This is a genomic window from Arthrobacter gyeryongensis (assembly GCF_039543785.1).
Lineage (GTDB): Bacteria > Actinomycetota > Actinomycetes > Actinomycetales > Micrococcaceae > Arthrobacter > Arthrobacter gyeryongensis.
Genome location: NZ_BAABKK010000030.1, coordinates 87502 through 109220 on the forward strand (window position 1 = coordinate 87502; position 21719 = coordinate 109220).

Annotated in this window: 24 protein-coding genes and 1 pseudogene; 12 read left to right on the forward strand and 13 right to left on the reverse strand. The window is 64.2% G+C overall.

From position 1 onward, the window contains the following. Positions 1 to 6: 6 nt before the first annotated feature. Both ABEA18_RS19410 and ABEA18_RS19415 read right to left on the reverse strand, forming a co-directional pair. A complete protein-coding gene (locus tag ABEA18_RS19410) occupies positions 7 to 792 on the reverse strand; it encodes a sulfite exporter TauE/SafE family protein (RefSeq protein WP_345451884.1) in 786 nt (261 codons plus the stop codon). Positions 793 to 811: 19 nt separating this feature from the next. Next, positions 812 to 1597, reverse strand: a complete 786-nt coding sequence (locus ABEA18_RS19415; RefSeq protein WP_059389255.1) for an ABC transporter ATP-binding protein — start codon at positions 1595 to 1597, stop codon at positions 812 to 814. Between the two features lie 125 nt (positions 1598 to 1722). On the opposite strand from ABEA18_RS19415, the gene serB reads away from it, so the two are divergent. Beyond that, positions 1723 to 2616: a phosphoserine phosphatase SerB gene (serB, locus tag ABEA18_RS19420; protein WP_345451888.1), complete on the forward strand. Its 894-nt coding sequence runs from the start codon at positions 1723 to 1725 to the stop codon at positions 2614 to 2616. A gap of 67 nt (positions 2617 to 2683) precedes the next feature. Here serB and ABEA18_RS19425 read toward each other — a convergent pair whose 3' ends face one another. Both ABEA18_RS19425 and ABEA18_RS19430 read right to left on the reverse strand, forming a co-directional pair. Then, positions 2684 to 3436 carry an SDR family oxidoreductase gene (locus ABEA18_RS19425; RefSeq protein ID WP_345451890.1) on the reverse strand — a complete coding sequence of 251 codons (753 nt, stop codon included), beginning with the start codon at positions 3434 to 3436 and terminating at the stop codon, positions 2684 to 2686. Between the two features lie 88 nt (positions 3437 to 3524). Next, positions 3525 to 4250, reverse strand: coding sequence for a beta-ketoacyl-ACP reductase (locus ABEA18_RS19430; protein ID WP_234749389.1), 726 nt, complete (start codon positions 4248 to 4250; stop codon positions 3525 to 3527). Between the two features lie 153 nt (positions 4251 to 4403). On the opposite strand from ABEA18_RS19430, the gene ABEA18_RS19435 reads away from it, so the two are divergent. The 5 genes and pseudogenes from ABEA18_RS19435 to ABEA18_RS19455 all read left to right on the forward strand — a co-directional run bounded on the left by ABEA18_RS19435 (position 4404) and on the right by ABEA18_RS19455 (position 7031). Beyond that, positions 4404 to 4919, forward strand: coding sequence for a DUF3099 domain-containing protein (locus tag ABEA18_RS19435; protein ID WP_345451892.1), 516 nt, complete (start codon positions 4404 to 4406; stop codon positions 4917 to 4919). Further along, positions 4916 to 5194, forward strand: coding sequence for a hypothetical protein (locus tag ABEA18_RS19440; RefSeq protein ID WP_345451894.1), 279 nt, complete (start codon positions 4916 to 4918; stop codon positions 5192 to 5194). Before ABEA18_RS19435 ends, ABEA18_RS19440 begins: the two co-directional genes overlap by 4 nt. Further along, entirely contained in the window at positions 5195 to 6049 is an 855-nt protein-coding gene (locus ABEA18_RS19445) for an SURF1 family cytochrome oxidase biogenesis protein (protein WP_345451896.1), read from the forward strand. It abuts the gene before it with no gap. After that, positions 6033 to 6516 (forward strand): annotated as a pseudogene (locus ABEA18_RS19450) (YbaK/EbsC family protein). The gene ABEA18_RS19445 and the pseudogene ABEA18_RS19450 overlap by 17 nt, the downstream one beginning before the upstream one ends. 71 nt (positions 6517 to 6587) lie before the next feature. Beyond that, entirely contained in the window at positions 6588 to 7031 is a 444-nt protein-coding gene (locus ABEA18_RS19455) for an SRPBCC domain-containing protein (RefSeq protein WP_345451898.1), read from the forward strand. Between the two features lie 48 nt (positions 7032 to 7079). Here the strand turns inward: ABEA18_RS19455 and ABEA18_RS19460 are convergent, their stop codons facing one another. Further along, positions 7080 to 8678: an ABC-F family ATP-binding cassette domain-containing protein gene (locus ABEA18_RS19460; protein WP_236811100.1), complete on the reverse strand. Its 1599-nt coding sequence runs from the start codon at positions 8676 to 8678 to the stop codon at positions 7080 to 7082. A 222-nt stretch (positions 8679 to 8900) separates the two neighbouring features. Here ABEA18_RS19460 and ABEA18_RS19465 point away from each other — a divergent pair, with 222 nt between their 5' ends. From ABEA18_RS19465 to ABEA18_RS19480, 4 genes are all read left to right on the forward strand, one after another. Further along, positions 8901 to 9677, forward strand: coding sequence for a YrzE family protein (locus tag ABEA18_RS19465; RefSeq protein ID WP_345451901.1), 777 nt, complete (start codon positions 8901 to 8903; stop codon positions 9675 to 9677). A 158-nt stretch (positions 9678 to 9835) separates the two neighbouring features. After that, on the forward strand, positions 9836 to 10450 hold the full coding sequence (locus ABEA18_RS19470) for a biotin transporter BioY (protein ID WP_345451903.1): 615 nt from the start codon (positions 9836 to 9838) through the stop codon (positions 10448 to 10450). 18 nt (positions 10451 to 10468) lie between these two features. Beyond that, the gene (locus ABEA18_RS19475; RefSeq protein ID WP_345451905.1) at positions 10469 to 11200 is read left to right on the forward strand and encodes an energy-coupling factor ABC transporter ATP-binding protein; all 732 of its coding nucleotides are present in this window, start codon (positions 10469 to 10471) and stop codon (positions 11198 to 11200) included. Continuing rightward, positions 11197 to 11820 carry an energy-coupling factor transporter transmembrane component T family protein gene (locus tag ABEA18_RS19480; RefSeq protein WP_345451906.1) on the forward strand — a complete coding sequence of 208 codons (624 nt, stop codon included), beginning with the start codon at positions 11197 to 11199 and terminating at the stop codon, positions 11818 to 11820. The genes ABEA18_RS19475 and ABEA18_RS19480 overlap by 4 nt, the downstream gene beginning before the upstream one ends. A gap of 6 nt (positions 11821 to 11826) precedes the next feature. On the opposite strand, the gene ABEA18_RS19485 is transcribed toward ABEA18_RS19480, so the two are convergent. From ABEA18_RS19485 to ABEA18_RS19520, 8 genes are all read right to left on the reverse strand, one after another. Next, a complete protein-coding gene (locus tag ABEA18_RS19485) occupies positions 11827 to 13044 on the reverse strand; it encodes a thiolase family protein (RefSeq protein ID WP_345451908.1) in 1218 nt (405 codons plus the stop codon). Next, positions 13037 to 14446: a class I adenylate-forming enzyme family protein gene (locus ABEA18_RS19490; protein ID WP_345451910.1), complete on the reverse strand. Its 1410-nt coding sequence runs from the start codon at positions 14444 to 14446 to the stop codon at positions 13037 to 13039. The genes ABEA18_RS19485 and ABEA18_RS19490 overlap by 8 nt, the downstream gene beginning before the upstream one ends. A gap of 221 nt (positions 14447 to 14667) precedes the next feature. Further along, positions 14668 to 15000 carry a metal-sulfur cluster assembly factor gene (locus ABEA18_RS19495; RefSeq protein ID WP_234749426.1) on the reverse strand — a complete coding sequence of 111 codons (333 nt, stop codon included), beginning with the start codon at positions 14998 to 15000 and terminating at the stop codon, positions 14668 to 14670. 14 nt (positions 15001 to 15014) lie between these two features. Next, complete coding sequence (sufC, locus tag ABEA18_RS19500) at positions 15015 to 15809, reverse strand: Fe-S cluster assembly ATPase SufC (RefSeq protein WP_345451912.1); 795 nt, start codon at positions 15807 to 15809, stop codon at positions 15015 to 15017. 38 nt (positions 15810 to 15847) lie between these two features. Further along, positions 15848 to 16204 (reverse strand): non-heme iron oxygenase ferredoxin subunit, encoded by a 357-nt coding sequence (locus ABEA18_RS19505; protein WP_184735328.1) that lies wholly within the window; start codon positions 16202 to 16204, stop codon positions 15848 to 15850. Between the two features lie 26 nt (positions 16205 to 16230). Continuing rightward, complete coding sequence (gene sufD / locus ABEA18_RS19510) at positions 16231 to 17559, reverse strand: Fe-S cluster assembly protein SufD (protein WP_345451917.1); 1329 nt, start codon at positions 17557 to 17559, stop codon at positions 16231 to 16233. A 2-nt stretch (positions 17560 to 17561) separates the two neighbouring features. Further along, positions 17562 to 19037, reverse strand: a complete 1476-nt coding sequence (gene sufB / locus ABEA18_RS19515) for a Fe-S cluster assembly protein SufB (protein ID WP_234749436.1) — start codon at positions 19035 to 19037, stop codon at positions 17562 to 17564. Positions 19038 to 19048: 11 nt separating this feature from the next. Next, a complete protein-coding gene (locus ABEA18_RS19520) occupies positions 19049 to 19816 on the reverse strand; it encodes a helix-turn-helix transcriptional regulator (RefSeq protein ID WP_345452210.1) in 768 nt (255 codons plus the stop codon). Between the two features lie 152 nt (positions 19817 to 19968). Between ABEA18_RS19520 and ABEA18_RS19525 the strand changes: the two genes are divergently transcribed. After that, the gene (locus tag ABEA18_RS19525) at positions 19969 to 20934 is read left to right on the forward strand and encodes an ABC transporter ATP-binding protein (protein WP_345451920.1); all 966 of its coding nucleotides are present in this window, start codon (positions 19969 to 19971) and stop codon (positions 20932 to 20934) included. After that, positions 20931 to 21707, forward strand: coding sequence for an ABC transporter permease (locus ABEA18_RS19530; protein ID WP_345451922.1), 777 nt, complete (start codon positions 20931 to 20933; stop codon positions 21705 to 21707). The genes ABEA18_RS19525 and ABEA18_RS19530 overlap by 4 nt, the downstream gene beginning before the upstream one ends. The last annotated feature ends 12 nt before the right edge of the window (positions 21708 to 21719 follow it).

A 21719-nucleotide genomic window follows, 5' to 3' on the forward strand; every position in this document is an offset into this window, starting at 1 on the left:
GGGTTCCTATTTCAGCAAGTTGGCGATCATGAAGCCGAGTGCCACGATGCCGAGCACGAAGATCACGATGCGCAGCGCGAGGGGCTTCAAGCGCCGTCCCACTTTGGAGCCCACCAGTCCGCCGATCAATGAACTGACCGCGATGACTGCCACCACCGGCCATTCGATCCGGCCAAAGGCAAACAGGAGGTAGGAGCATGCTGCCACCACGTTGACGGCCAGCACGAGGATGTTCTTCATGGCGTTGGCGTTCTGCATGGTGCCCGTCATGAAGACACCCAGAATGCCGACGAGCAGGATTCCCTGGGCAGCGACAAAGTAGCCGCCATAGACCCCGGCGAGGTACACCAACACCACGAGGATCACGGTGTGGCGCTTGTCGTGGATAGCGTGCTCCGGGTTGCCGGCCCTGTCCTGGACCCACCGTTGGAGTTTGGGCTGGAAGAGCACCATGAGCAGCGCGACCACGATCAGGATGGGAGCGGCGTAGTAGAAGACCTTCTCCGGGAGATGCAGCAGCAGCCAGGCGCCGGTGATGCCGCCAAGCAGCGACGCCGGCAAGAGCCTGAGCAACTGCCGGCCCCTGCCCCGGAGTTCGTGGCGATAGCCCCAGGCCCCGGTTACGTTGCCTGCCACAAGCCCCATGGCGTTGCTGATGGTCGCCGTGACAGGCGCGTAGCCCAGGGCGATGAGGACCGGGAACGTCACCAGCGTGCCCGAGCCGACCACGCTGTTGATGGTTCCGGCCCACAAGCCCGCGAAAAAGATCAGGATGCCGCTAAGGATCTCCACTGCTTATCGCTGCCCCGGCCTAGCGGCGGGCAGTGGCCGTGTAGCGGCCCGAGTTTTCGGTCACGTCTAGGGGCAGGCCGAAGGTGTTGCTGAGGTGTTCTGCGGTCAGGACTTCTTCGATGGGTCCCGCGGCAACCACCCCGCCGTCGCGAAGCAGCATGGCGTGGGTGAATCCTGGAGGAACTTCTTCAAGGTGGTGCGTCACGAGCACCATGGCGGGAGCGTCCTCGTCGCGGGCGAGCTCACCGAGTTTGTGGACGAGCTCCTCCCGTCCGCCCAGGTCCAGGCCGGCGGCCGGCTCGTCGAGCAGGAGCAGCTCAGGATCGGTCATGAGGGCCCGGGCGATCTGCACGCGCTTCCGCTCACCCTCGGAGAGCGAGGAGAAGGAGCGGTTGAGCAGCGGCCCCATGCCCCACTCGTTGAGGAGGCCGAAGGCCCGGCGCTCGTCGTCGCGCTCGTATCCCTCGCGCCAGCGGCCGGTCACGCCGTAGGCAGCGGTGACCACGACGTTCAGCACGTTTTCCTGCTCCGGGATCTGGGTGGCCAGGGCCGCGGAGGAAAGGCCGATGCGCGGACGGAGCTCAAAGACGTCCACCCGGCCGAGCGTCTCGTCAAGGATTCCGGCTTTCCCGCTCGTGGGATGCATGCGGGCGGCGGCGATCTGGAGCAGAGTGGTCTTGCCGGCACCGTTGGGACCGAGGATGACCCAGCGTTCGCCTTCATTGACCTGCCAGTCGACCTTGTCCAGCAGGGTCTTGGTACCTCGGACAACGCTGACGGAAGCCAATTCAAGAACATCACTCATAGGAGTAGACACTAGGACAAAAATGGGGGCGATAGATAACCGGAACTTCGGTCACACTGTTTGCGAGCCGCCATGAATGAAACACGAGTTCGGGGGGCGGTTCCGCGCTCGCTAAGATTGCAGCCATGAGTTCGAACTTGACCGCGGTCAGCTATGGCGTGAATTTGTCCCTTTCGGAGCTTGAACACCTGCGAAAGGTGCTGTCCGGCTCGGGGGCTTCCTTAACGTCGGAGTCGCGCTCGGGTGACGATCGCTTCGGGGTCTACACCATTGGCCTGGCCGTTGACGGGGCTACCGTCGCCGACTTGTCAGGCCTCCGGCGCAAGGTCGCCGACGCCGCAGCGCCGGGCATGGACACGGCTATCGTCGCCGACGCGCTGCGTGACGCTTCACGGAAGCTGCTGATCATGGATGTGGACTCCACCCTGATCCAGCAGGAAGTCATCGAACTGCTGGCCGCGCACGCCGGCAAGCGCGAGGAAGTCGCGGCCGTGACAGAGGCCGCGATGCGCGGCGAACTGGACTTCGCGCAAAGTCTCCACGCCCGGGTGGCGGTCCTCGCAGGCCTGCCGGCCGCCGTCGTCGACGCCGTCCGTGCCGAGGTGCGCTTGAGCGAGGGCGCGGCGGAACTCGTGGCTGCTTTCAAGGCCGCCGGCCATGCGGTGGCGGTGGTGTCCGGCGGCTTCAACCAGATCCTGCGGCCCATCGCGGAGGAACTCGGGCTCGACTACTGGATCGCAAACGAACTTGAAATCGTTGATGGCTTCCTCACGGGCAAGGTCCTTGGCGACGTGATCGACCGCGCCGCCAAGGAGAAGTACCTTCGCGAGTGGGCAGCCGCCGAGGGAATCGACCTCGAGCACACCATCGCAGTGGGCGACGGCGCGAATGACCTCGACATGCTGGGCGCGGCGGGGATTGGTGTCGCGTTCAACGCCAAGCCTGCCGTCCGGGCGGTAGCCGATGCCGCCATCAACATGCCTTACCTGGACGCGGTCCGGCATATCGCCGGCGTTTAGGCGGGATTTCAGGCGTAACGAAAAAGCGGCCGGGACATTGCGCCGGCCGCTTTTTCGTGTTTGCAATCTAAACGGCGCTCTTGCCGAAGTAGTCGGCGCCGCCGACGTACTCGGTGTGGCCGCTCTCGACGTCGGCCGTAACCATCTTTGCCACTTCGGCGGCGAATTCCTCCACCGAGTACAGCTTGCCGGCCTCGGTCCGGCGGGCTTCAATGGCGCCCGGGTTGGAGCGGTCCAGCAGGGTCGCCGTGACGGTGCCCTCAATCATGTCGCCGGAAACCACCACGAGCGAGATGCCCTTTTCGGCCAGGTTCGGGAGCAGTTCGCGCAATGCGACTTCGCCGGCGCGCTTGCTGCGGGCAACGGGCTCGTACTCGGGCATCGTGGGAACGGTCTCGACGAAGTGCGCCTGGTGGCTCGTGACGAAGACCACGCGGGAGCCTTGCGGCATCAGCGGAACAGCGGCGTTGAGCATGTTGATCTGGGCATCGCGGTTCAGCTTGAGGGCGTAGTCCTCCTCCATGCCGGATTCCATGCCACCGGAAGCGTTGAGCACCAAGACGTTCAGCGAACCGAATTCCTCCATGGCCGCACTGGCCAGCGCCTGGACGCCTTCTTGCGTCGTCAGGTCAGCGCCGACGGCCACTGCACGGCCGCCGGCTGCCTGGATCTCGCCCACTACTTTGTTGGCCCGGGGGGCCTTTTGGCGGTAGTTGACGACGACGGCGGCGCCCTCGCCAGCCAGGATCTTGGCTACTTCAGCGCCGATGCCGCGTGAAGAACCGGTGACGATTGCCGTCTTGTTGTCCAGCAGTCCCATTCGTGCTCCTTTATTCAAAGCGTCCAACTTGTTCAAAACATCCAAGTTCTATTAGTCCCGAGTCAATCATGCCAGCGGGAACCTTGATCTAGTGGCCCATGCCCAGGCCGCCGTCCACGGGTATGACAGCACCGGAAATGTATGCGGCTTCGTCACTGGCAATCCAGCGCACCACGTTGGCGACCTCGGAAGCCTCGGCAAAGCGGCCCGCCGGAACGCTCGCCAAATACGCCTTCTGGGTGTCTTCGGGAAGCTCGGCGGTCATGTCCGTGTTGATGAAGCCCGGTGCGACCACGTTGGCCGTGATGCCACGGCTGCCAAGTTCCCGTGTGAGGGAACGGGCGATGCCCACCATGCCCGCCTTCGAGGCTGAGTAGTTGATTTGTCCCGGGGCGCCGTAGAGGCCCGACACGGAGGAGATCAGCACAACCCGGCCCTTGCGCATGCGGATCATGCCTTTCGAGGCCCGCTTGATGACCCGGAAAGCGCCTGTGAGGTTGGTGTCGATGACGGAAGTGAAGTCGTCCTCGCTCATGCGCAAAAGGAGCGTGTCTTTGGTGATGCCGGCGTTGGCCACCAAAACCTCCACCGGCCCGTGGGCAGCCTCGACTTCCTTGAACGCGGCGTCAAGCGAGGCCTCGTCCGTCACGTCGGCCTTGACCCCAAGGATGCCCTCAGGGAGGGGTGTTTCGCTGCGGTACGTCACGGCGACTTTGTCGCCGTTGGCGAGGAATGACTCTGCGATCGCCAGGCCGATGCCCCGGTTTCCGCCCGTGATGAGGACACTGCGGGCGGTTGATACTGCTTCAGACATGCTGCTCTCCAGAGTTCCGCGACAGGACTGTGCCGCTTGAAAGTGGGTGATTTCCTGCATCGATCTTAGCCGCCGGGTGCCCCTGGCCGCGGGCAGCTGCGCCCGGCGCGGTTTGGGAGGCCCGTTCCGGGGTGAGAGAATTGAAGGAAGCCGTTGGAGCGTGATGAATCAGCCGTGACAAGAGATAGCAGTCCCCTGCAGGCGCCCGGGGACCCGGACGCCGTTTCAGGTGACCCCGTGGTGCACAGTATTACCGACGCCGCTGCCGCACACTCGGACGACATGCGCGAACGAATGATCAAGTACGCCTTGGCGATGGGTATCCGTTTGGTGTGCCTCTTACTCATTTTCGTGGTGGATGGCTGGTTCAAGATCATCGCGGTAGCTGGGGCCGTGTTCCTGCCCTGGATTGCCGTAGTGATCGCCAATGGCAGCGACAAGGCCGAAGTCCATAGCGAGGCCTTGCTGGACTACGTCCCGGCCTTCGAGCTGGAAGCGTCACCACCTGCAGAAGGGGAGCCCGCCGAGGCGCCCGCCACCGTGTTGGAGGGCGAACTCATCGACGACGACTCCACACATCAGGACGCCTCGCGCCCGGAACCACATGACAACACCGGCGCCAGCCAGCGCCGATATCCACTCGACGGGGAAGAGCAGGCGGCTTCATGAATATCTTCGCTATGGGCGGCCTTGGGCTGGAGAATGAACAGCATGCCGGCCAGGGCGAGGCGCCTCCGGCTGTCTGCTCACGCAAGGCATGCCGCGCCGAGGCGACGTGGCAGCTCTTGTGGAACAATCCGCGCATCCACACTCCCGAGCGCCGCAAGGTGTGGCTGTCCTGCGAGGAGCACCGGGAGTGGTTGGAAGACTACCTGCAGACCCGCGACCTTTGGAAAGAGACCATACCGTTCGCGAAGACCACTGACCCAGGCGAGGCCCGCTGAATGTACCGCTTTCTTTTTTCCAGCAAGTGGCTGGGCTATTTCGTCCTGGCCCTGATCTTCGCCACCGGCTGCGTTTTGCTGGGCCGCTGGCAAATGGACCGCAGGGCCGAAACGCTGGCCGAGATCAACCGCGTTGTCACCAACTACTCGGCCACTCCCCTTCCCTTCTCCGCCGCCAAGGCGGAGTTCCAGTCCCTGGACCCCGAACGGGAATGGGCACAAGTTGAACTTCACGGCAGGTATGACGTTTCGGGCCAACGCGTCGTCCGTAACCGCCCCCTCAACGGCCAGCCGGGGTACGAAGTAGTGGTCCCGTTCCGATTGTCGAGCGGCGAAGCGGTAGTTATTGACCGCGGATGGTTGCCCATCGGAAACAAGACTCCCGGCCACCCCGACAGCATTCCGGCCCCGCCGGCCGGCGAGGTGACCGTCGTCGCCCGCCTGAAGGCCTCTGAACCGGATCTGGGCCGCGGCGCGGTGGACGGCCAGCTGGCATCCATCGATCTTCCTTCCTTTGCCACGGAGCTTGGTTATCCCATCATGACCGGCGCCTACGGGCAGCTCGCCACTGAGTCGCCCGCCGTCCAGGCGATGCCCGCGCCATTCGCCAAGCCGGCAACGGACGAGGGCACGCACCTCTCCTACTCTTTGCAGTGGTTCGCCTTCGGCGTGCTGATGTTCGTCGGTTTCGGCTACGCGGCCAGGCAGCAGGCCCGCAATGCCCGGATTGACGCCGAGGACGAGGAAGAAGAAATCAGCGCGATGCCTCGTCGCAAGGCACCCGCGCCACGGAAATCAAAGCGGCCAACGGCCGAAGAAGAGGAAGACGCCATCCTGGATGCACAAGGCTACTGAAACGATCCCGGCCCCCGTGCTGAATGTCAAGTCAGCCCTGACCGCGGCCGGTGCGCAAGACACCGTGCGCACCTTCGACGACGATGTCCCCACCGCCGCTGCGGCAGCTTCCTTGCTGGGTTGCGATATCGCGGCCATCGCCAACAGCCTGGTCTTCGAACTCGACGGCGCTCCCCTGTTGATTCTCGCGAGCGGGGCCGCGAAGGTGGACACGGCCTTGGTAGCGGCCTCCTTGGGGACAGCCAGGATCCGCAGGGCCAGCCCGGACTTCGTCTTGGAACACCGGTCAGGCCGTAGGCGGCGTAGCTCCCGTTGGACACCCGCAGCCCATAAGAACCATCCTCGACATTGCGCTCCAGGAGCATCCATTGCTCTGGGCAGGCGCGGGTGACCATAACTCGATGTTCTCCATCAGTTACAGCGAACTCCAGCGGATTACGGCCGCCCAGCCCCTCAAGGTCCGCTGAGTCGGTAGTCCGCCGGGCTATTGATCCGGCGGGTCATTGATCCCTTCCGGCCTGGGGCTAGGCTGGTGAGCATGGCTGAATACACCTACGTCACGTACATCGAAGGCACCCCGGACCAGATTTGGACGGCACTGACGGACGCAGCCCAAAGCGCTGAGTACTGGGGCCACGCGAATGTCTCGGACTGGAAGGTAGGTTCGCGCTGGGAACACCGGCGCACGGACGGCTCCGGAACCGCCGACGTCGTGGGAACCGTCCTGGAAGCAACGCCGCCGGCGCGCCTCGTGAACACGTGGGAGGATCCCGCGGTTCCAGCGGTGGTGAAGCCCGACGTGGTCACCTTCACCATCGAGTCACATGAGGGCATCGTCAGGCTGACGGTCCATCACAGGAACATCGCCGACGACGAGCAATTGGCGATTGCCGGCCGCGGCTGGTCGGCGGTCCTGTCCAATTTGAAAAGCTACATTGAACTAGGCCGCCCACTTGCCTCTGTGCCGTGGGAAATGCCTTGACGGGGTGGGAATTGCCCTGACGGCGTCGACATGCCCAGACCCTCTGCCCTAAGCGAGGGTGATGAGGTCCAGGTAGTCTTCGTTCCAGTGGTCCTCGACGCCGTCCGGGAGCAGGACCACGCGTTCCGGGTTCAGCGCCTGCACGGCGCCTTCATCGTGGCTGACGAGCACGACGGCGCCGGAATAGTTTCGCAGTGCGCCAAGGATCTCGGCACGGCTGGCGGGGTCGAGGTTGTTGGTTGGTTCGTCCAGGAGCAGCACGTTGGCGCTCGAGGCCACGATCGTGGCGAGGGCCAGTCGCGTCTTCTCACCACCGGAAAGTACACCCGCCGGCTTATCGACGTCGTCACCCGAGAACAGGAACGACCCGAGGATCCCGCGGACCTCTGCGTCTTTCATGTCCGGAGCGGATGAACGCATATTCTCCAGGACGGTGCGGTCGTGGTCCAGGGTTTCGTGTTCCTGCGCGTAGTAGCCCACTTTGAGCCCGTGGCCAGGGACGATGTCGCCGGTGTCCGGCTTGTCCACGCCGGCGAGCATCCGCAGGAGGGTAGTCTTGCCTGCACCGTTGAGGCCCAGGATGACCACCTTGGAGCCACGGTCGATTGCCAGGTCCACGTCGGTGAAGATTTCCAGTGAGCCGTAGGACTTGCTCAAACCCTCTGCCGTGAGCGGAGTCTTGCCGCACGGAGCAGGATCCGGGAAACGCAAGGCTGCCACGCGGTCATTCTCGCGGACGGCTTCCAGGCCGCCAAGCAGACGTTCGGCGCGCTTCGCCATGTTCTGCGCAGCGACGGCCTTGGTGGCCTTGGCACGCATTTTGTTTGCCTGGTCCATAAGGACCTGGGCCTTCTTTTCGGCATTGGCGCGTTCGCGCTTGCGGGCGCGCTCGTCGGTTTCGCGCTGTTGCAAATAGCGCTTCCAACCCATGTTGTAGAAGTCGATCTGCGCCCTGTTGGCGTCCAGGTGGTAAACCTTGTTGACCGTGGCTTCGAGGAGTTCCACGTCGTGGCTGATCACAATCAGCCCGCCCTGGTGGCTCTTCAGGAAGTCGCGGAGCCAGGTGATGGAGTCCGCATCGAGGTGGTTGGTGGGTTCGTCCAGGAGGAGGGTCTCGGCGTCCGAGTAGAGGATCCGGGCCAGCTCCACGCGGCGGCGCTGGCCACCGGAGAGCGTCTTGAGCGGTTGGTTCAGGAGCCGCTCGGGAAGGGCCAGGTTGGAGGAAATAGCTGCGGCTTCGGCCTCGGCCGCATAGCCGCCTCCTGCGAGGAACTCGGCTTCCAGGCGGTCGTAGCGGTTCATCGCTTTGCGCTGGACAGTGGCGTCTTCGCTGGACATGTCTGTTTGGGCCTGCTTCAACTTGCCCACCACGACGTCCAGACCGCGGGCGGAAAGGATGCGGTCGCGTGCCAGCTGTTCCATATCCGGGGTCCGCGGATCCTGGGGCAGGTAGCCAATCTCACCACTGCGGGCAACTTTGCCGGCCGCGGGCAGTCCCTCACCGGCAAGGACGCGTGTGAGGGTCGTCTTGCCTGCACCGTTCCGGCCCACCAGTCCGATTTTGTCCCCCTTGTCCACGCGGAAGCTCACCTGGTCCATGAGCAGGCGGGCGCCGGCGCGCAGTTCGAGTTCCTGGACGGTAATCAATTCGGGGGATGCCTTTCAATGGGGAACACCCGCAGCACCGAGTCACGGCGCGGCTGAAGTGGAGGGGCCGAACAAACGGCCTTTACGATTCTACCGCCCACCAGCTCGCTCGCTCGCCAGCGCCAGGGGCGCCCGCGAATGAGCCCGGAATAGTAAGTACGCTTGCTACTATTTTCGGCTCGTGGTTAGGTGAAGGTAGGACGATTGCAAGGGAGACTCTCGATGAGCAGTGCAACAGGATCCGATGGTAAACACGTCCGGGCTGACGGCGGCCAGGATGAAATCCCGTACGCCGCCGAACCACGGCGGGACCGGGTGGACGATGTACCTGGAAATGGCCCCGGCTACGCTGACGACGGCTACGTCGGAACCACGAGCAGCTATCCCGTGGTTTCCCCCGCTTCAGACCCAAACGCCGCCACCCGCGAGACAGTCATCGCCCGCGAAAAGGAGCAGTTCGGCGGAATCAAGATCGGCTCGGCCTTCTTCGGTTGGCTGACCGCCACGGGGATGGCCGTGCTGCTGGTCGCCCTCGTGGCGGCGGCGGGGATCGCTGTTGGACTCGCGAACAACGCTAACGTCAGTGACGCAGCGAACCTGGCATCATCGCAGCCCGTTGGCATTGCCGGGATCATCGCGCTTCTGGTGATCCTGTTCCTCTCCTACTATTGCGGCGGCTACGTTGCCGGACGCATGGCTCGGTTCAACGGCATCAGGCAGGGGCTCATGGTCTGGTTTTGGGCAATTATCGTCGCCGTGCTGGTCGCGTTGCTGGGCTTGTTCGCCGGACCGCGGTTCAATATCCTCGCCACCGTGAACAGTTTCCCGAGAATTCCGGTGAATGAGGGACAGCTGAGCACCATCGGGATCATCGCCGCCCTGGTAGTGGCAGCAGTGACCCTCATCGCCGCGGCACTGGGCGGACTGGCTGGGATGCACTACCACCGCAGAGTTGACCGCGCGGGCTTCACTCCGACGGCAGAGGACGTCGAGGCTTAGCCAAGGCGGCTCCGGCAGCCAACAGCGCCGCTCTTTGTACCTTGGCCCCAAGGCCTTACTGTGCTGCTCGTGGACACCCTACAAAATTCCGGGTCAGGCTGCTCTGTAGTGTCGGATTCAGGGGATTCATTCCGCCCCAGGCACAGACAGGACCCACCATGAGCAGCACCGAAACCGCACCCACGCGACGAACCTCTCCCCGCGCCCGATGGACGTCCACGGACATCGGCCTCATCGCCGTCTTCGCGGCCCTCGTGGCCGCCTCAACGATGATTCCGGGCATTCCGGTCGGCGCCTTGGGCGTACCGATCACCCTGCAGACCCTCACCGTCGTCCTCACCGGCCTCGTGCTAGGCGGCGGGCGGGCCTTTGCCGCCGTCGGGCTTTACACCCTGCTCGGTTTCGCCGGACTGCCGATCTTCAGCGGGGGCCGGAGCGGGCTCGGTATCCTGGCAACACCGTCGGCCGGCTACATCATCGCCTTTCCCTTGGCGGCGGCCGTCACCGGCTGGTTGGCGGCGATCGTGATCCGCAGGACCGTCAAGTACCGCGCCGTCCTCCTTTTTGCCGCAGCCATGATCAGCACCATCGTCCTCATCCACGGCCTCGGAGTGCTTGGCTTCATGGTCAATGGCAAGTTCGACTTCGCCAAGGCGTTCCTGGCCGACCTTCCCTACTACCCCGGGGACACTATCAAGAACGTCCTGGCTGCGATCATCGCCGTCTCGCTCCACAAGGCCTTCCCGGACATCCTGGTCCGCCGCGTCAAATAGAGCGGGAACAATCAGTTCATGAACACCATCATTCTGAGCGACGTCTCAGTGCGCGTAGCCGTCGATGGCAGCGCGGGGCCCAAGACTTTGCTGTGGGACGTCTCGTTGGAACTCACTGAGCAACGCATTGCGGTCATCGGGGCCAACGGCTCTGGAAAGTCCACCCTGCTGCGCTTGCTCAACGGCTTGGTGGCTCCCAGCGAAGGTACTGTCAGCGTCAACGGCGCCGACAGCTTGCGGGACGTTCGCCAGGTCCGCAGCCAGGTGGGCTTCGTCTTCACCGATCCCTTGTCGCAACTGGTTATGCCGACCGGGCGGGAAGACGTTGAACTCTCCTTGCGCCGCTCCATCAAGAATTCCAAAGAGCGTGCCGCCCGGGCAGAAGCTGTCCTGCAACGGTTCGGGATCCTGGAGCTCGCGGATCAGAGTATTTACGAGCTTTCGGGCGGCGAACGCCAGTTGCTCGCCCTCGCGGCCGTCCTCGCAGTGGATCCCGCCGTGCTGGTCCTCGACGAGCCTTCAACGTTGCTGGACCTGCGCAACCGGGAGCTGCTCAGGCGGACGCTTGCGGGCCTCGAGCAGCAGATCATCATGTCCACCCACGATCTCGACCTCGCCCTCGAAGCGGACCGCGCCTTGGTGGTGGACGGCGGCCGGATAGTGTTCGACGGCGGAGCACCCGACGCCGTCGAACACTACCGCGCGCTTTGCGCCGCTGAGCCCGCACAAGGCAAGGTGCAGGCGACGTGAGGGGCCACGGGGTCCTGATCCCCAACTATGTGCGGGGCGACTCGATCGTGCACCGCACGCCCCTGTGGCTCAAATTTCTCTTGGTTGCCGGCTGCGGCCTGGCATCGTTCCTGATTGTCGATTGGCTTGTCTCGGCCGCAGCGCTTGGCGTGATGTGCGGACTTTTCCTGCTGAGCGGCGCGGGACTCAAACGCCTCGCGCGTTCCGTGTGGCTCGTGACGCCCATCCTCGTTGCGATCGGCGCCTTCCAATGGTGGCAGCTGGGCGGCCCCGTTGCCGCGCGGATCGTGCTCAATGTGCTGGTCTGCGTCGTCGCGGCGTCGGTACTCACGGTCACGACTCCGGTGCAGGCACTGCTGGACGGGGTGGTTGCCCTGTCCAAGCCGTTCCAGCGTTTCGGGGCGGACCCTGAGCGCTTCGCGCTGACCATCGCCATCATGCTGCGCAGCCTTCCATTCATTGCCGGCGCATTCTCGGATGTCCGTGACTCGGCCCGGGCGCGTGGCCTTGAACGCAATCCCCGCGCCCTGGTCTTGCCGGTTTTCATCACCACGGTTGCCTATGCGCGGCAGACCGGCGACGCCTTGGCCGCGCGCGGCCTTGGCGAGCCCGGCGACTAGCCCGGGTCAAGCCTCCTGCAGCTGCGAGTACCGGAACATTGCAGCCGTGCCCATTCCACCTGCGATGCTGATCATCGCCAGCGCCAGGCTCTCCCGGCCCGGCTGCTCTTCGGCCATCCTGCGGGCCTGGGCCAGCAGCCGCGTCACCAGGACAGCCCCCGACGCACCGTAGGCGTGTCCCAAGGCCAGCGCTCCGCCGTCGAGGTTCGCCCGTGCCGGTTCCACACCCAACGCGTCAAGGCAAGCGAGGGTCTGCGAAGCGAATGCCTCGTTGAATTCCACGAGGTCCAGTTCTCCGGGCTTGAGATGAAGCTCGGCCAGCAACCGTTTCGCCGCCACTGAAGCTCCGATGCCCAGCAGTTCCGGGTCCACGCCTGCTGTGTCGCAGCCCAGGACGAGCAATCCGTCGGCGGCACCAAGTTCCCGTGCCCGCTCCAGCGAGGTGATCACGACGGCGGAGGCCGCGTCAGCGTCGAAGCATGAGTTTCCGGCTGTCACAGTTCCGCCCGGTACGAATGCGGGCGGGAAGCGGGCCATGAGTCCGGCCTTCAGGGATGCCCGGGGTCCGTCATCCGCTTGCAGCACGGCGCCCCCGGCTTCCAGGGGAACAATTTCCGGGGCGAACGCGCCCGCGGCAGTGGCTGCGACCGCGCGCTGGTGACTGCGCAGGGCGAACTCGTCCTGCTGTTCGCGGCTGATGCCGCACTCGAGTGCCACGTTCTCGGCGGCCACGCCCATGTCCGGGTCCCCGAACTCGGGCGGTACAAAGGCGGCCCGGGTGTAGAAGTCCGGCTCGCCGTCGGGGTCTGGATTTCGCCTGGCACGCAGCGGGGCAGTGCTGATACTCTCCACTCCCCCGGCCAGGTAGATGCCATTGCCGCCCGCGGCCACGAGCCGGGACGCCAGGGCAATGGCGTCGAGTCCGGAACCGCACTGCCGGTCCACCGTCAGTCCGGGGACCCCCACGGGCAGTCCCGCGTGTAGTGCGGCATACCGGGCCAGGTTTCCGCCTCCGCCCACCGCATTGCCGATCACGACGTCGCTGACGTCCGAACCGGCAACACCCGTGGCTGTCAGGAGTGAGCGGAGGACAGGAGAGAGGAGTTCTTCGGCGCGAAGCGACTGCAATCGTCCGTTGGCGCGGCAAATAGGAGTCCGCAGGGCGGCGATGATCACCGGTTGGCGCGAAGGGTCCAGCCCTGTGCCCGGCTCGCGGCTAGGCAAGGGGTTTCGCCCGCGGATCGTTGTTCTCGATCCAGTCGAGCAACATTTGGCGGCTGACCTTCCCGCGGTCCGTCACGGGCAATTCGGACAGCGTGAAATACCGCAGGGGCCGCTTGTCCCGGGCGAGCAGACCGTCAAGGCCCGTCTTCACTTGGGTTGCGGTCACGGAACCGTAGGCGGGAACGATTCCGGCGACAACTTTCTGGCCGCGGACTTCGTCGAGCATCCCGGCCGCGACGGCCGCCGAAACCCCGGGAACCGATGCCAAGGCGAGCTCCACTTCGTGAGGATAGACGTTCCTCCCGGAAGTGATGATCATGTCGGACCGACGGCCGAGGATATGCAGGGCACCGGAATCCACATAGCCCTGGTCCCCCACCGTGTACCAACCGTCAAAGCAACGCAGCGCCTGGCCGTCGTCGCCCCAGAGATACCCGTTGCTGACCATGCCGGAGCGGACGCAGATGTTCCCGTCGGCGCCTTCGGGCCGCTCCGCGCCGTCGTCGTCCATGATCTTGAGTTCGACGCCGGGAAACGGTTGGCCGATTCCGGTGCCGCCGGCGTCGAGCGGCTCCCCGGCAGCGAGGCGCGTTCCGGAAACGAAGCTGAGCTCGGACGCGCCGTAGTACTCGAAAATTGCAGCATTGGGCGCCCAACGCCTGGCCGCTTCGAGGGTGCGGGCGTCCAGCTTCGAGCCAGCGCAGATGATGCTCCGCACGCCGGATGCATCCACGCCTCCTGCCAGTCCGCGCTCGCTCAACAGGCGCAGCATGGTGGGCACGAGGACCAGGCGGGTGACGCCGTCGTAACTGATGGCTGCGTGGACATCGCCGACGTCGAAGGTCTCCATGGTGTGGAAGGCCGCCCCGGCGTACAGGCATTCTGACAGGGCGTACAGGTTCAAGCTCGCGGCCAGCGGCCCGGGCGCGAGAGTCCTGTCCTCCGGTGTGAGCCCGAAGAATTCGATGGAGGCATCAAACGAAACCTGCCACGAACGCCGTGAACGGGTGAAGGCCTTGGGAACGGACGTGGTTCCGGACGTCAGGCCGATCAGGAACGTGGTGTCCCCATGGCCGTCGGCCAGCTCGTCGCCCAAGGCGGGCAGGAGGCCGGTGGCGGGCCCTGCTTCTCCGATCCTCTGGGTAACCTCATCGATCATGGCTTTCGGCCACAGCGGGTCGAGCACGGCGCAGCACCGTTCGCCGGCGACGGCGGCCGTGTACGCCACCACGAAGTCCAGGGAATTGGGCTCGGCGAGTACCGTCGTCGCGGCCGTCTCCCCGAGGCGCAAGGTTGCGGCGTCCCGAAGGTCAGCCCAGTCGAGCCGCTTCCCGCCAACGACGACGGCCGTGTCGTCGGGGCGTTCATCGGCCCAGAGCTGAAGTTTTTCCAGAAAAGGCATCATCGAATTTTAGCCCCTGCCACGGGTCCGCGGCTTTCTGTGACGCCTATCTCTCCGATAGCGCACTTTCGGGGCGCCAAATCGGCAATATCTCAGCGTACGACGACGGCCGGCCCCCTTCGCTGGAAGGTGACCGGCCGTCGTCGTACTCGTAATCAGGGGCCTCCGCCGCCGAGGGTTCCCTGGCCGAAGCGAAGCGAGGCTAGGGAGGCGGTGGGGACCTAGATATTGAAGCCGAGGGCCCGCATCTGGTCCTTGCCGTCGTCTGTGATCCGCTCGGGACCCCATGGCGGCATCCATACCCAGTTGAGGCGCCAGTCATCGACGATGCCGTCGAGCGACTGGCCGACCTGCTCTTCGAGGACATCCGTCAGCGGACAGGCCGCGGTCGTCAACGTCATGTCGATGAGCAAAGCCCCGTCGTCTTCCGAGTACTTCAGACCGTAGAGCAGCCCAAGGTCCACCACGTTGACACCGAGTTCCGGGTCAATGACATCCTTGAGCGCCTCCTCGACGTCCTCGAGGCTGGTGCGAGCCGCGTTGATTTCGGTCATGGCGGGAGTCCTAACTAGGCCTGTGCTGCTGCGGCAGCAGCAATGGTGGCTGCGCCGGCGCCCGTGGCGTAACGGTCGTAGCCTTCTTCTTCGAGGCGGTCGGCCAATTCAGGGCCGCCCTCTTCGACTACCTGGCCATCAACAAACACGTGGACGAAGTCCGGCTTGATGTAACGCAGGATGCGGGTGTAGTGGGTGATGAGCAAGGTACCCATGTTGCCCGTGGCGTGGGCGCGGTTGACGCCCTCGGAGACGACCTTGAGCGCGTCGACGTCCAGGCCGGAGTCGGTCTCGTCAAGCACTGCGAACTTCGGCTTGAAGAGTTCGAGCTGGAGGATCTCCACGCGCTTCTTCTCGCCGCCGGAGAACCCCTCGTTGACGTTGCGCTGCGCGAAGTCGGCGTCGATGCGGAGGAGCTGCATGGCCGCCTTGACGTCCTTGGTCCAGGTGCGGAGGGCAGGTGCTTCGCCATCGATTGCCGTTTTGGCGGTGCGCAGGAAGTTGGTCATGGTGACACCCGGAACCTCTACGGGGTACTGCATGGCCAGGAAGACGCCTGCACGGGCGCGCTGGTCAACGCTCATGGCCAATACGTCTTCGCCGTCGAGCGTGATGGTGCCCCTCGTGACGTTGTAGCGCGGGTGGCCGGCAATGGTGGACGCCAGGGTGGACTTGCCCGAACCGTTGGGGCCCATGATTGCGTGGGTCTCGCCGGTCTTGATGGTCAGGCTGACGCCCTTCAGGATCTCTTTGGTGCCCTGCTCCGTCTCGATGCTGACGTGCAGGTCCTTGATCTCAAGAGTAGACATGCTCTTCTTTCTTTCGTAAGTCTTTAGGCACTTGGCGCTCAGTAGTTCTGTACTGAGGCGCCGTTCACAACGTTGGTCACGTCCACGTAGACGTCGTCACCGTCGAGGGTGACGGCGAAGACCGGGACGGGGTCATAGGCAGGGAGCTGCAAGGGCTGTCCGGTGCGGAGATCGAACTGGGAGCCGTGGCCCCAGCATTCGATCGCGCAGCCTTCGATCTCACCCTCGGCGAGAGAAATGTCCGCATGCGAGCAGGTGTCGCCGATGGCGTGGATCTGTCCCATCGAGTCCTTGACGATGGCTACGGGATAGTCATCGATCAGGATGCGCAGCGCCTGCTTGACCTGGATCTCGTTGGCGTTGCATACCAGTTCGCCTTGTGGCTGTTCGCTCATAGTCTGTTTTCCCTGCTTGGCTTGAATTAGTTGTCGCTCGCGGCGAGCTCGCGCTCAACAGCTTCGGTGAGGCGCTCTTCGAGTGCCGGTACCTTGATCTGCTGGATGATCTCGTTGAGGAAGCCACGGACCACCAAACGGCGGGCGACGTCCTCCGGGATGCCGCGTGCCATGAGGTAGAACAAGTGCTCGTCATCGAAGCGGCCGGTGGCGCTGGCGTGGCCGGCACCCTCGATCAGGCCGGTTTCGATTTCCAGGTTCGGCACCGAGTCGGCACGTGCACCGTCCGTCAGGACCAGGTTGCGGTTGGCCTCGTAGGTATCCGTGCCTTCGGCTTCCTTGCGGATCAAGACGTCGCCAACCCACACGGTGTGCGCGTTGCGGCCTTGCAGGGCGCCCTTGTACAGGACGTTGGACTTGCAGTTGGCCACGGCGTGGTCAACAAACAGGCGCTGCTCGAGGTGCTGGCCGGCGTCGGCGAAGTACAAGCCGAACATCTCGGCTTCCGCGCCGGGCCCGGTGAAGCGCGTGGACGGAGTCATGCGCACGACGTCGCCGCCGAGGCTGACTACGATGTGCTTGAACTTGGCGTCACGGCCCAGCTTGGCTTGCTGCGAAGAGGCGTGAACGGCGTCGTCGTTCCACTCCTGGAGCGAGATGACCGTCAGGTCCGCGCCGTCTTCGACAAGGATTTCGACGTTCTCCGAAACGATCGCACTGCCCTGGTGGTCCAGGACGATCCGGGACTTCGAGAAGCGGCCAGCGACGATCACGATGTGCTGGGCGGAAGCTTCAGTGGAGGTGCCGGTCAGCAGGACGGACACTTCGCCGTCGAGCTGGAGCTCGGCGGGCACCGTGATGACGGTGGCCTCGGTGAAGTTCTCCCAGGCATTGGCGGACACGCGGTCCTCCGGAATGGCCGCGGAGCCGATGCGTACGTCGTCCCGCCCCACGGTCTCGACGACGACGCCCTCCGGGGCGGTAACGGCGACGGACGGTGCCGAACCGGAGAGGACCTCGTTGTGAAGGCCGCGAAGCCGCTTGAGCGGGGTGAAGCGCCAGTCTTCTTCCAACCCGGTGAGGGGCTTGAAGTCAGCCAGCTTGTACGAGGTCAGCCGACCTGCGCGCGAACTGTCCGGGATTCCAACGCCGCCGCCGTGGGAGTGGCTCTTGGCCGAGGCGCCCGCGAGCGGTCCGGCTGAAGGTGCCTGTTCCGACGTCTTTTCCGAGGTGGAAGACGTGTTGGTGCCGGTGTTGACCGGTGAGAGGTTCTCGCCCTCTTCGGTGAATCCGTCGATAAACGGCTTGGCCGATGGCGCGCCGATGCGGGCCTTTTCAGTAGTGATTTCAGTCATTGCTAACCGACGGATCCTTCCATCTGCAGTTCAATCAGGCGGTTGAGTTCAAGGGCGTATTCCATTGGCAACTCACGGGCAATCGGCTCAATGAAGCCGCGCACGATCATGGCCATGGCCTCGTCCTCGGGCATACCGCGAGACATCAGATAGAAGAGCTGCTCCTCACTGACTCGGGAAACGGTGGCCTCGTGACCCATCACCACGTCATCCTCGCGGATGTCGATGTAGGGATAGGTGTCGGAACGGGAAATGGTGTCTACCAACAAAGCATCGCAACGCACGGTGTTGGCGGAATGCTTGGCGCCTTCGCGGACCTGGACCAGGCCGCGGTAGGCTGCACGACCGCCACCGCGGGCCACGGACTTGGAAATGATCGAGCTCTTGGTGTTCGGCGCGATGTGGACCATCTTCGAGCCGGTGTCCTGGTGCTGGCCTTCGCCCGCGAAGGCGATGGACAGGGTCTCACCCTTGGCGTGCTCGCCGACGAGGTAGACAGCCGGGTACTTCATGGTCACCTTGGAGCCGATGTTGCCATCGATCCATTCCATGGTGGCGCCTTCTTCGCAGATGGCGCGCTTGGTAACCAGGTTGTACACGTTGGTGGACCAGTTCTGGATGGTCGTGTAACGGACGCGGGCGCCCTTTTTCACGATTATTTCCACCACGGCGGAGTGCAGGGAGTCCGAAGTGTAGATCGGAGCGGTGCAGCCTTCGATGTAGTGGACGTAGGAGTCCTCGTCCGCGATGATCAGGGTGCGCTCGAACTGGCCCATGTTCTCGGTGTTGATGCGGAAGTAGGCCTGCAGCGGGATGTCAACGTGGACGCCCTTGGGGACGTATACGAAGGAACCGCCGGACCATACGGCCGTGTTCAGCGACGCGAACTTGTTGTCGCCCACCGGAATGATGGTGCCGAAGTACTCCTGGAAGATCTCCGGGTGCTCGCGGAGCGCGGTGTCGGTGTCCAGGAAGATAACGCCCTGGGCTTCCAGGTCCTCGCGGATCTGGTGGTACACAACCTCGGACTCGTACTGCGCGGCCACGCCGGACACGAGGCGGCTGCGCTCGGCTTCCGGGATACCCAGCTTCTCGTAGGTGTTGCGGATGTCCTCGGGGAGGTCTTCCCACGTGGCAGCCTGCTTCTCGGTGGAGCGCACGAAGTACTTGATGTTGTCGAAGTCAATGCCTGAGAGGTCTGCACCCCAGGTGGGCATGGGCTTGCGGTCGAAGTACTTCAAGCCCTTCAGGCGGAGGTCCAGCATCCACTGCGGCTCGCTCTTCTTGGCCGAAATGTCGCGGACTACCTCTTCGTTGAGACCACGGCGTGCGTTCGCGCCGACGTCGTTCTTGTCAGCCCATCCGTACTCGTAGGTGCCAATACCGTGCAGCTCGGGATTCTTCTCCAGAATCTCCGAGATCACAGCACCGTCAGCTAGCGCTTTCTCTGCTGTTCCTTCAGCTAATTGACCCGTCATCACGGCCTTTCTTACTGATTGTTGGATTCGACATGGGGCGCGGCCTGCAGCTTCGGAAACCCGAGGGCCTCCTTGGCGGCTGGCCTGCCTGTAGGAATGTGGGTGGTGCAGACATGCCCGCCCTGCGCGAGGGTGGAGAGCCTGCGGACATCGACGCCGACCAAACGGGAAAAAAGTTCGGTCTCAGTGTCGCAAAAAACGGGAAATTCCGCGGCGAGCTGTTGGATGGGGCAATGGCCCTGGCACAGCTGGACGCTAGAGAGGGAAGCGGGCAAAGGCGCCTTGGTCTCAATCGACGCAGCCGATGCGACGTATCCGTCCCTGCTCAGGGCCTTGGACAGCGCCACAGCGCGCGCCGCAATGTCGGAGCCCGCCAGGTCGACTTCCGGTGCGTAGCGCTGTTCCATCTCCGCAAAGCGCTCCACCGCATAGTCCCTCACAGCTTCTTCCCCTGCGAGGTCCCGGAGCCTCCGCAACGCGGAACTGGCAATATTCAGGTAGTCGTCCCCGAGCTTCGACTGCCCTTGGGAGCTCAGGACGTAGCGACGGGCCGGCCGGCCCGCACCGGCACCCGCCTTGGCGACGCGTTTTACCTCGATGACCCCGGCACGCTGAAGGTGATCCAGGTGGCGGCGGACAGCTGCAGGGGTGAAGCCGAGCATGTCGCCAAGTTCAGCCGCACTGACTGGGCCGTGCTCCAACACCGCGTTGAGAACACGGTCCCGGGTACGGTCTTCCGCGTCAGCCACGCCAACGGCTGTACCACCGGGCACAGGCATGACCGCGCTATGCCTTGCGGGCACGGAAACAGAACTCCTCATGGAATACACAACACAATCATGTCGTAATTTAGTCCGCGCATCCAGTAAGGCAAGGCTGGCCTGCGGGACCTTGCCCGCCGCACCCCTACTACTTCACGTAGAATACTCTGGTGCGATCCCCCGAATCCCCTGTCCTCACCATCGATGGACTCATCAAGGACGTTGGCCCGCTGGCTTCCCTTGACGGCAAGATGCTACGGGTAGTCAGCGGATTGTCAATGTTCGCAGAACGCGGCCAGATCACCGCCTTGCTCGGTGCCAACGGTGCGGGTAAGACAACAACCCTAGAGTGCGCGCAAGGACTTCAAAAGCGTACGGGCGGCCGCATCGAACTCCTCGGCGAAGACCCTGACACAGCAGGTGCGAACCTTCGTTCACGCGTCGGCGTGATGCTGCAGGACGGCGGCCTCCCGCCGTCGGCCCGTCCCATCCCGTTGCTTCGGCACATTGCCGGCATGTACCAAAACCCGCTTCCCTTGGACGGACTCGTAGAGCGGCTGGGCATCGACGCGTTCAGCCGCACCGGCGTCCGGCGCTTGTCCGGCGGCCAGAAGCAACGGCTCTCGCTTGCGGCCGCCCTGATCGGCAACCCCGAAGTCCTGTTCCTGGACGAGCCCAGCGCGGGACTCGATCCACAGTCCCGCCAAATCGTCTTCGAGCTCATCGCCGAACTGCGGGACGCCGGCATGGGCATCATCCTCACCACGCACCTCATGGATGATGCCCAGAGGCTCGCGGACTACGTTTACATCATCGACGCCGGTCACAACGTCGCAGAGGGCACCGTCGCCGACTTGTTGAGCCACGGCCACGAGGCCATGGACGGGGTGACCGAACGCACCCTGTTCTTTGATGCCCCGGCCGGCCTCGACATTGCCGCGGCCATCGGCCACGAACTAACTATCACCGAAAGCCGGGCAGGCAGCTATGCAATCGCAGGCACATTGACGCCGCAGCATCTGGCGAAGCTCACAGCCTGGTGGGCCGAGCAGGGCATCATGCCGGCGTCCCTCCGCTTGGAGGCGCGCAGCTTGGAAGACGTTTTCCTGGACATTTCCGGAAGGGACATCCGATGACCAGCGCAACCCCCGCCCTCAGCACACCCCACGCCGGGCCCGCGCCGTTGATGCGCAGGATTCTGCTGCAGGGCCGCTACGAAACCTTGACCATGATCCGGAACGGTGAGCAGCTGATCCTCGCGGTGATCATGCCCTTGCTGGCTTTGGTGGGACTCACCGTTACACCGCTGCTCGATGGCTTGGGCGCCAGTCGCGTGGACATCGCGACGCCGGGCGTTCTCGCCCTGTGTGCCATGTCCACGGCATTCACCGGCCAGGGTATCGCCACGGGCTTCGATCGCCGCTACGGCGTGCTCCGCTTCCTCTCGACCACTCCCTTGGGCCGGACCGGCCTCATCGCAGGCAAGATCCTCGCCGTCTTGGCCGTCCTGGTTCTCCAGGTCCTGGTGATCGGAGCCGTAGCCGCGTTGCTGGGCTGGCATCCGCGCCCCGAAGGCTGGCTTCCCGGCCTGGGGCTTTTGGTTCTCGGTGCTGCCGCTTTCACCGCGCTCGGGCTCCTGGTTGCCGGCACCGTCCGGCCGGAGGCAACCCTCGCCATCACCAACCTGCTGTGGATCCTGCTGGGCGCCCTCGGCGGAATCGTGGTTCCTGCCGAGCGATTGCCGGACCTGGCACAGAACATCGTGCACTTCCTGCCCTCGGGGGCCTTGGGGCAGTCGCTCAGGGACGCTTTCCTCCATGGCAGCGTGTCCCTGCCCTACGTTCTTGTGCTGCTCCTGTGGACGATCGTCCCTGGCGCGGCCGCCGTCCGCTGGTTCAAATGGAACTGAGCGTCCCGTTGT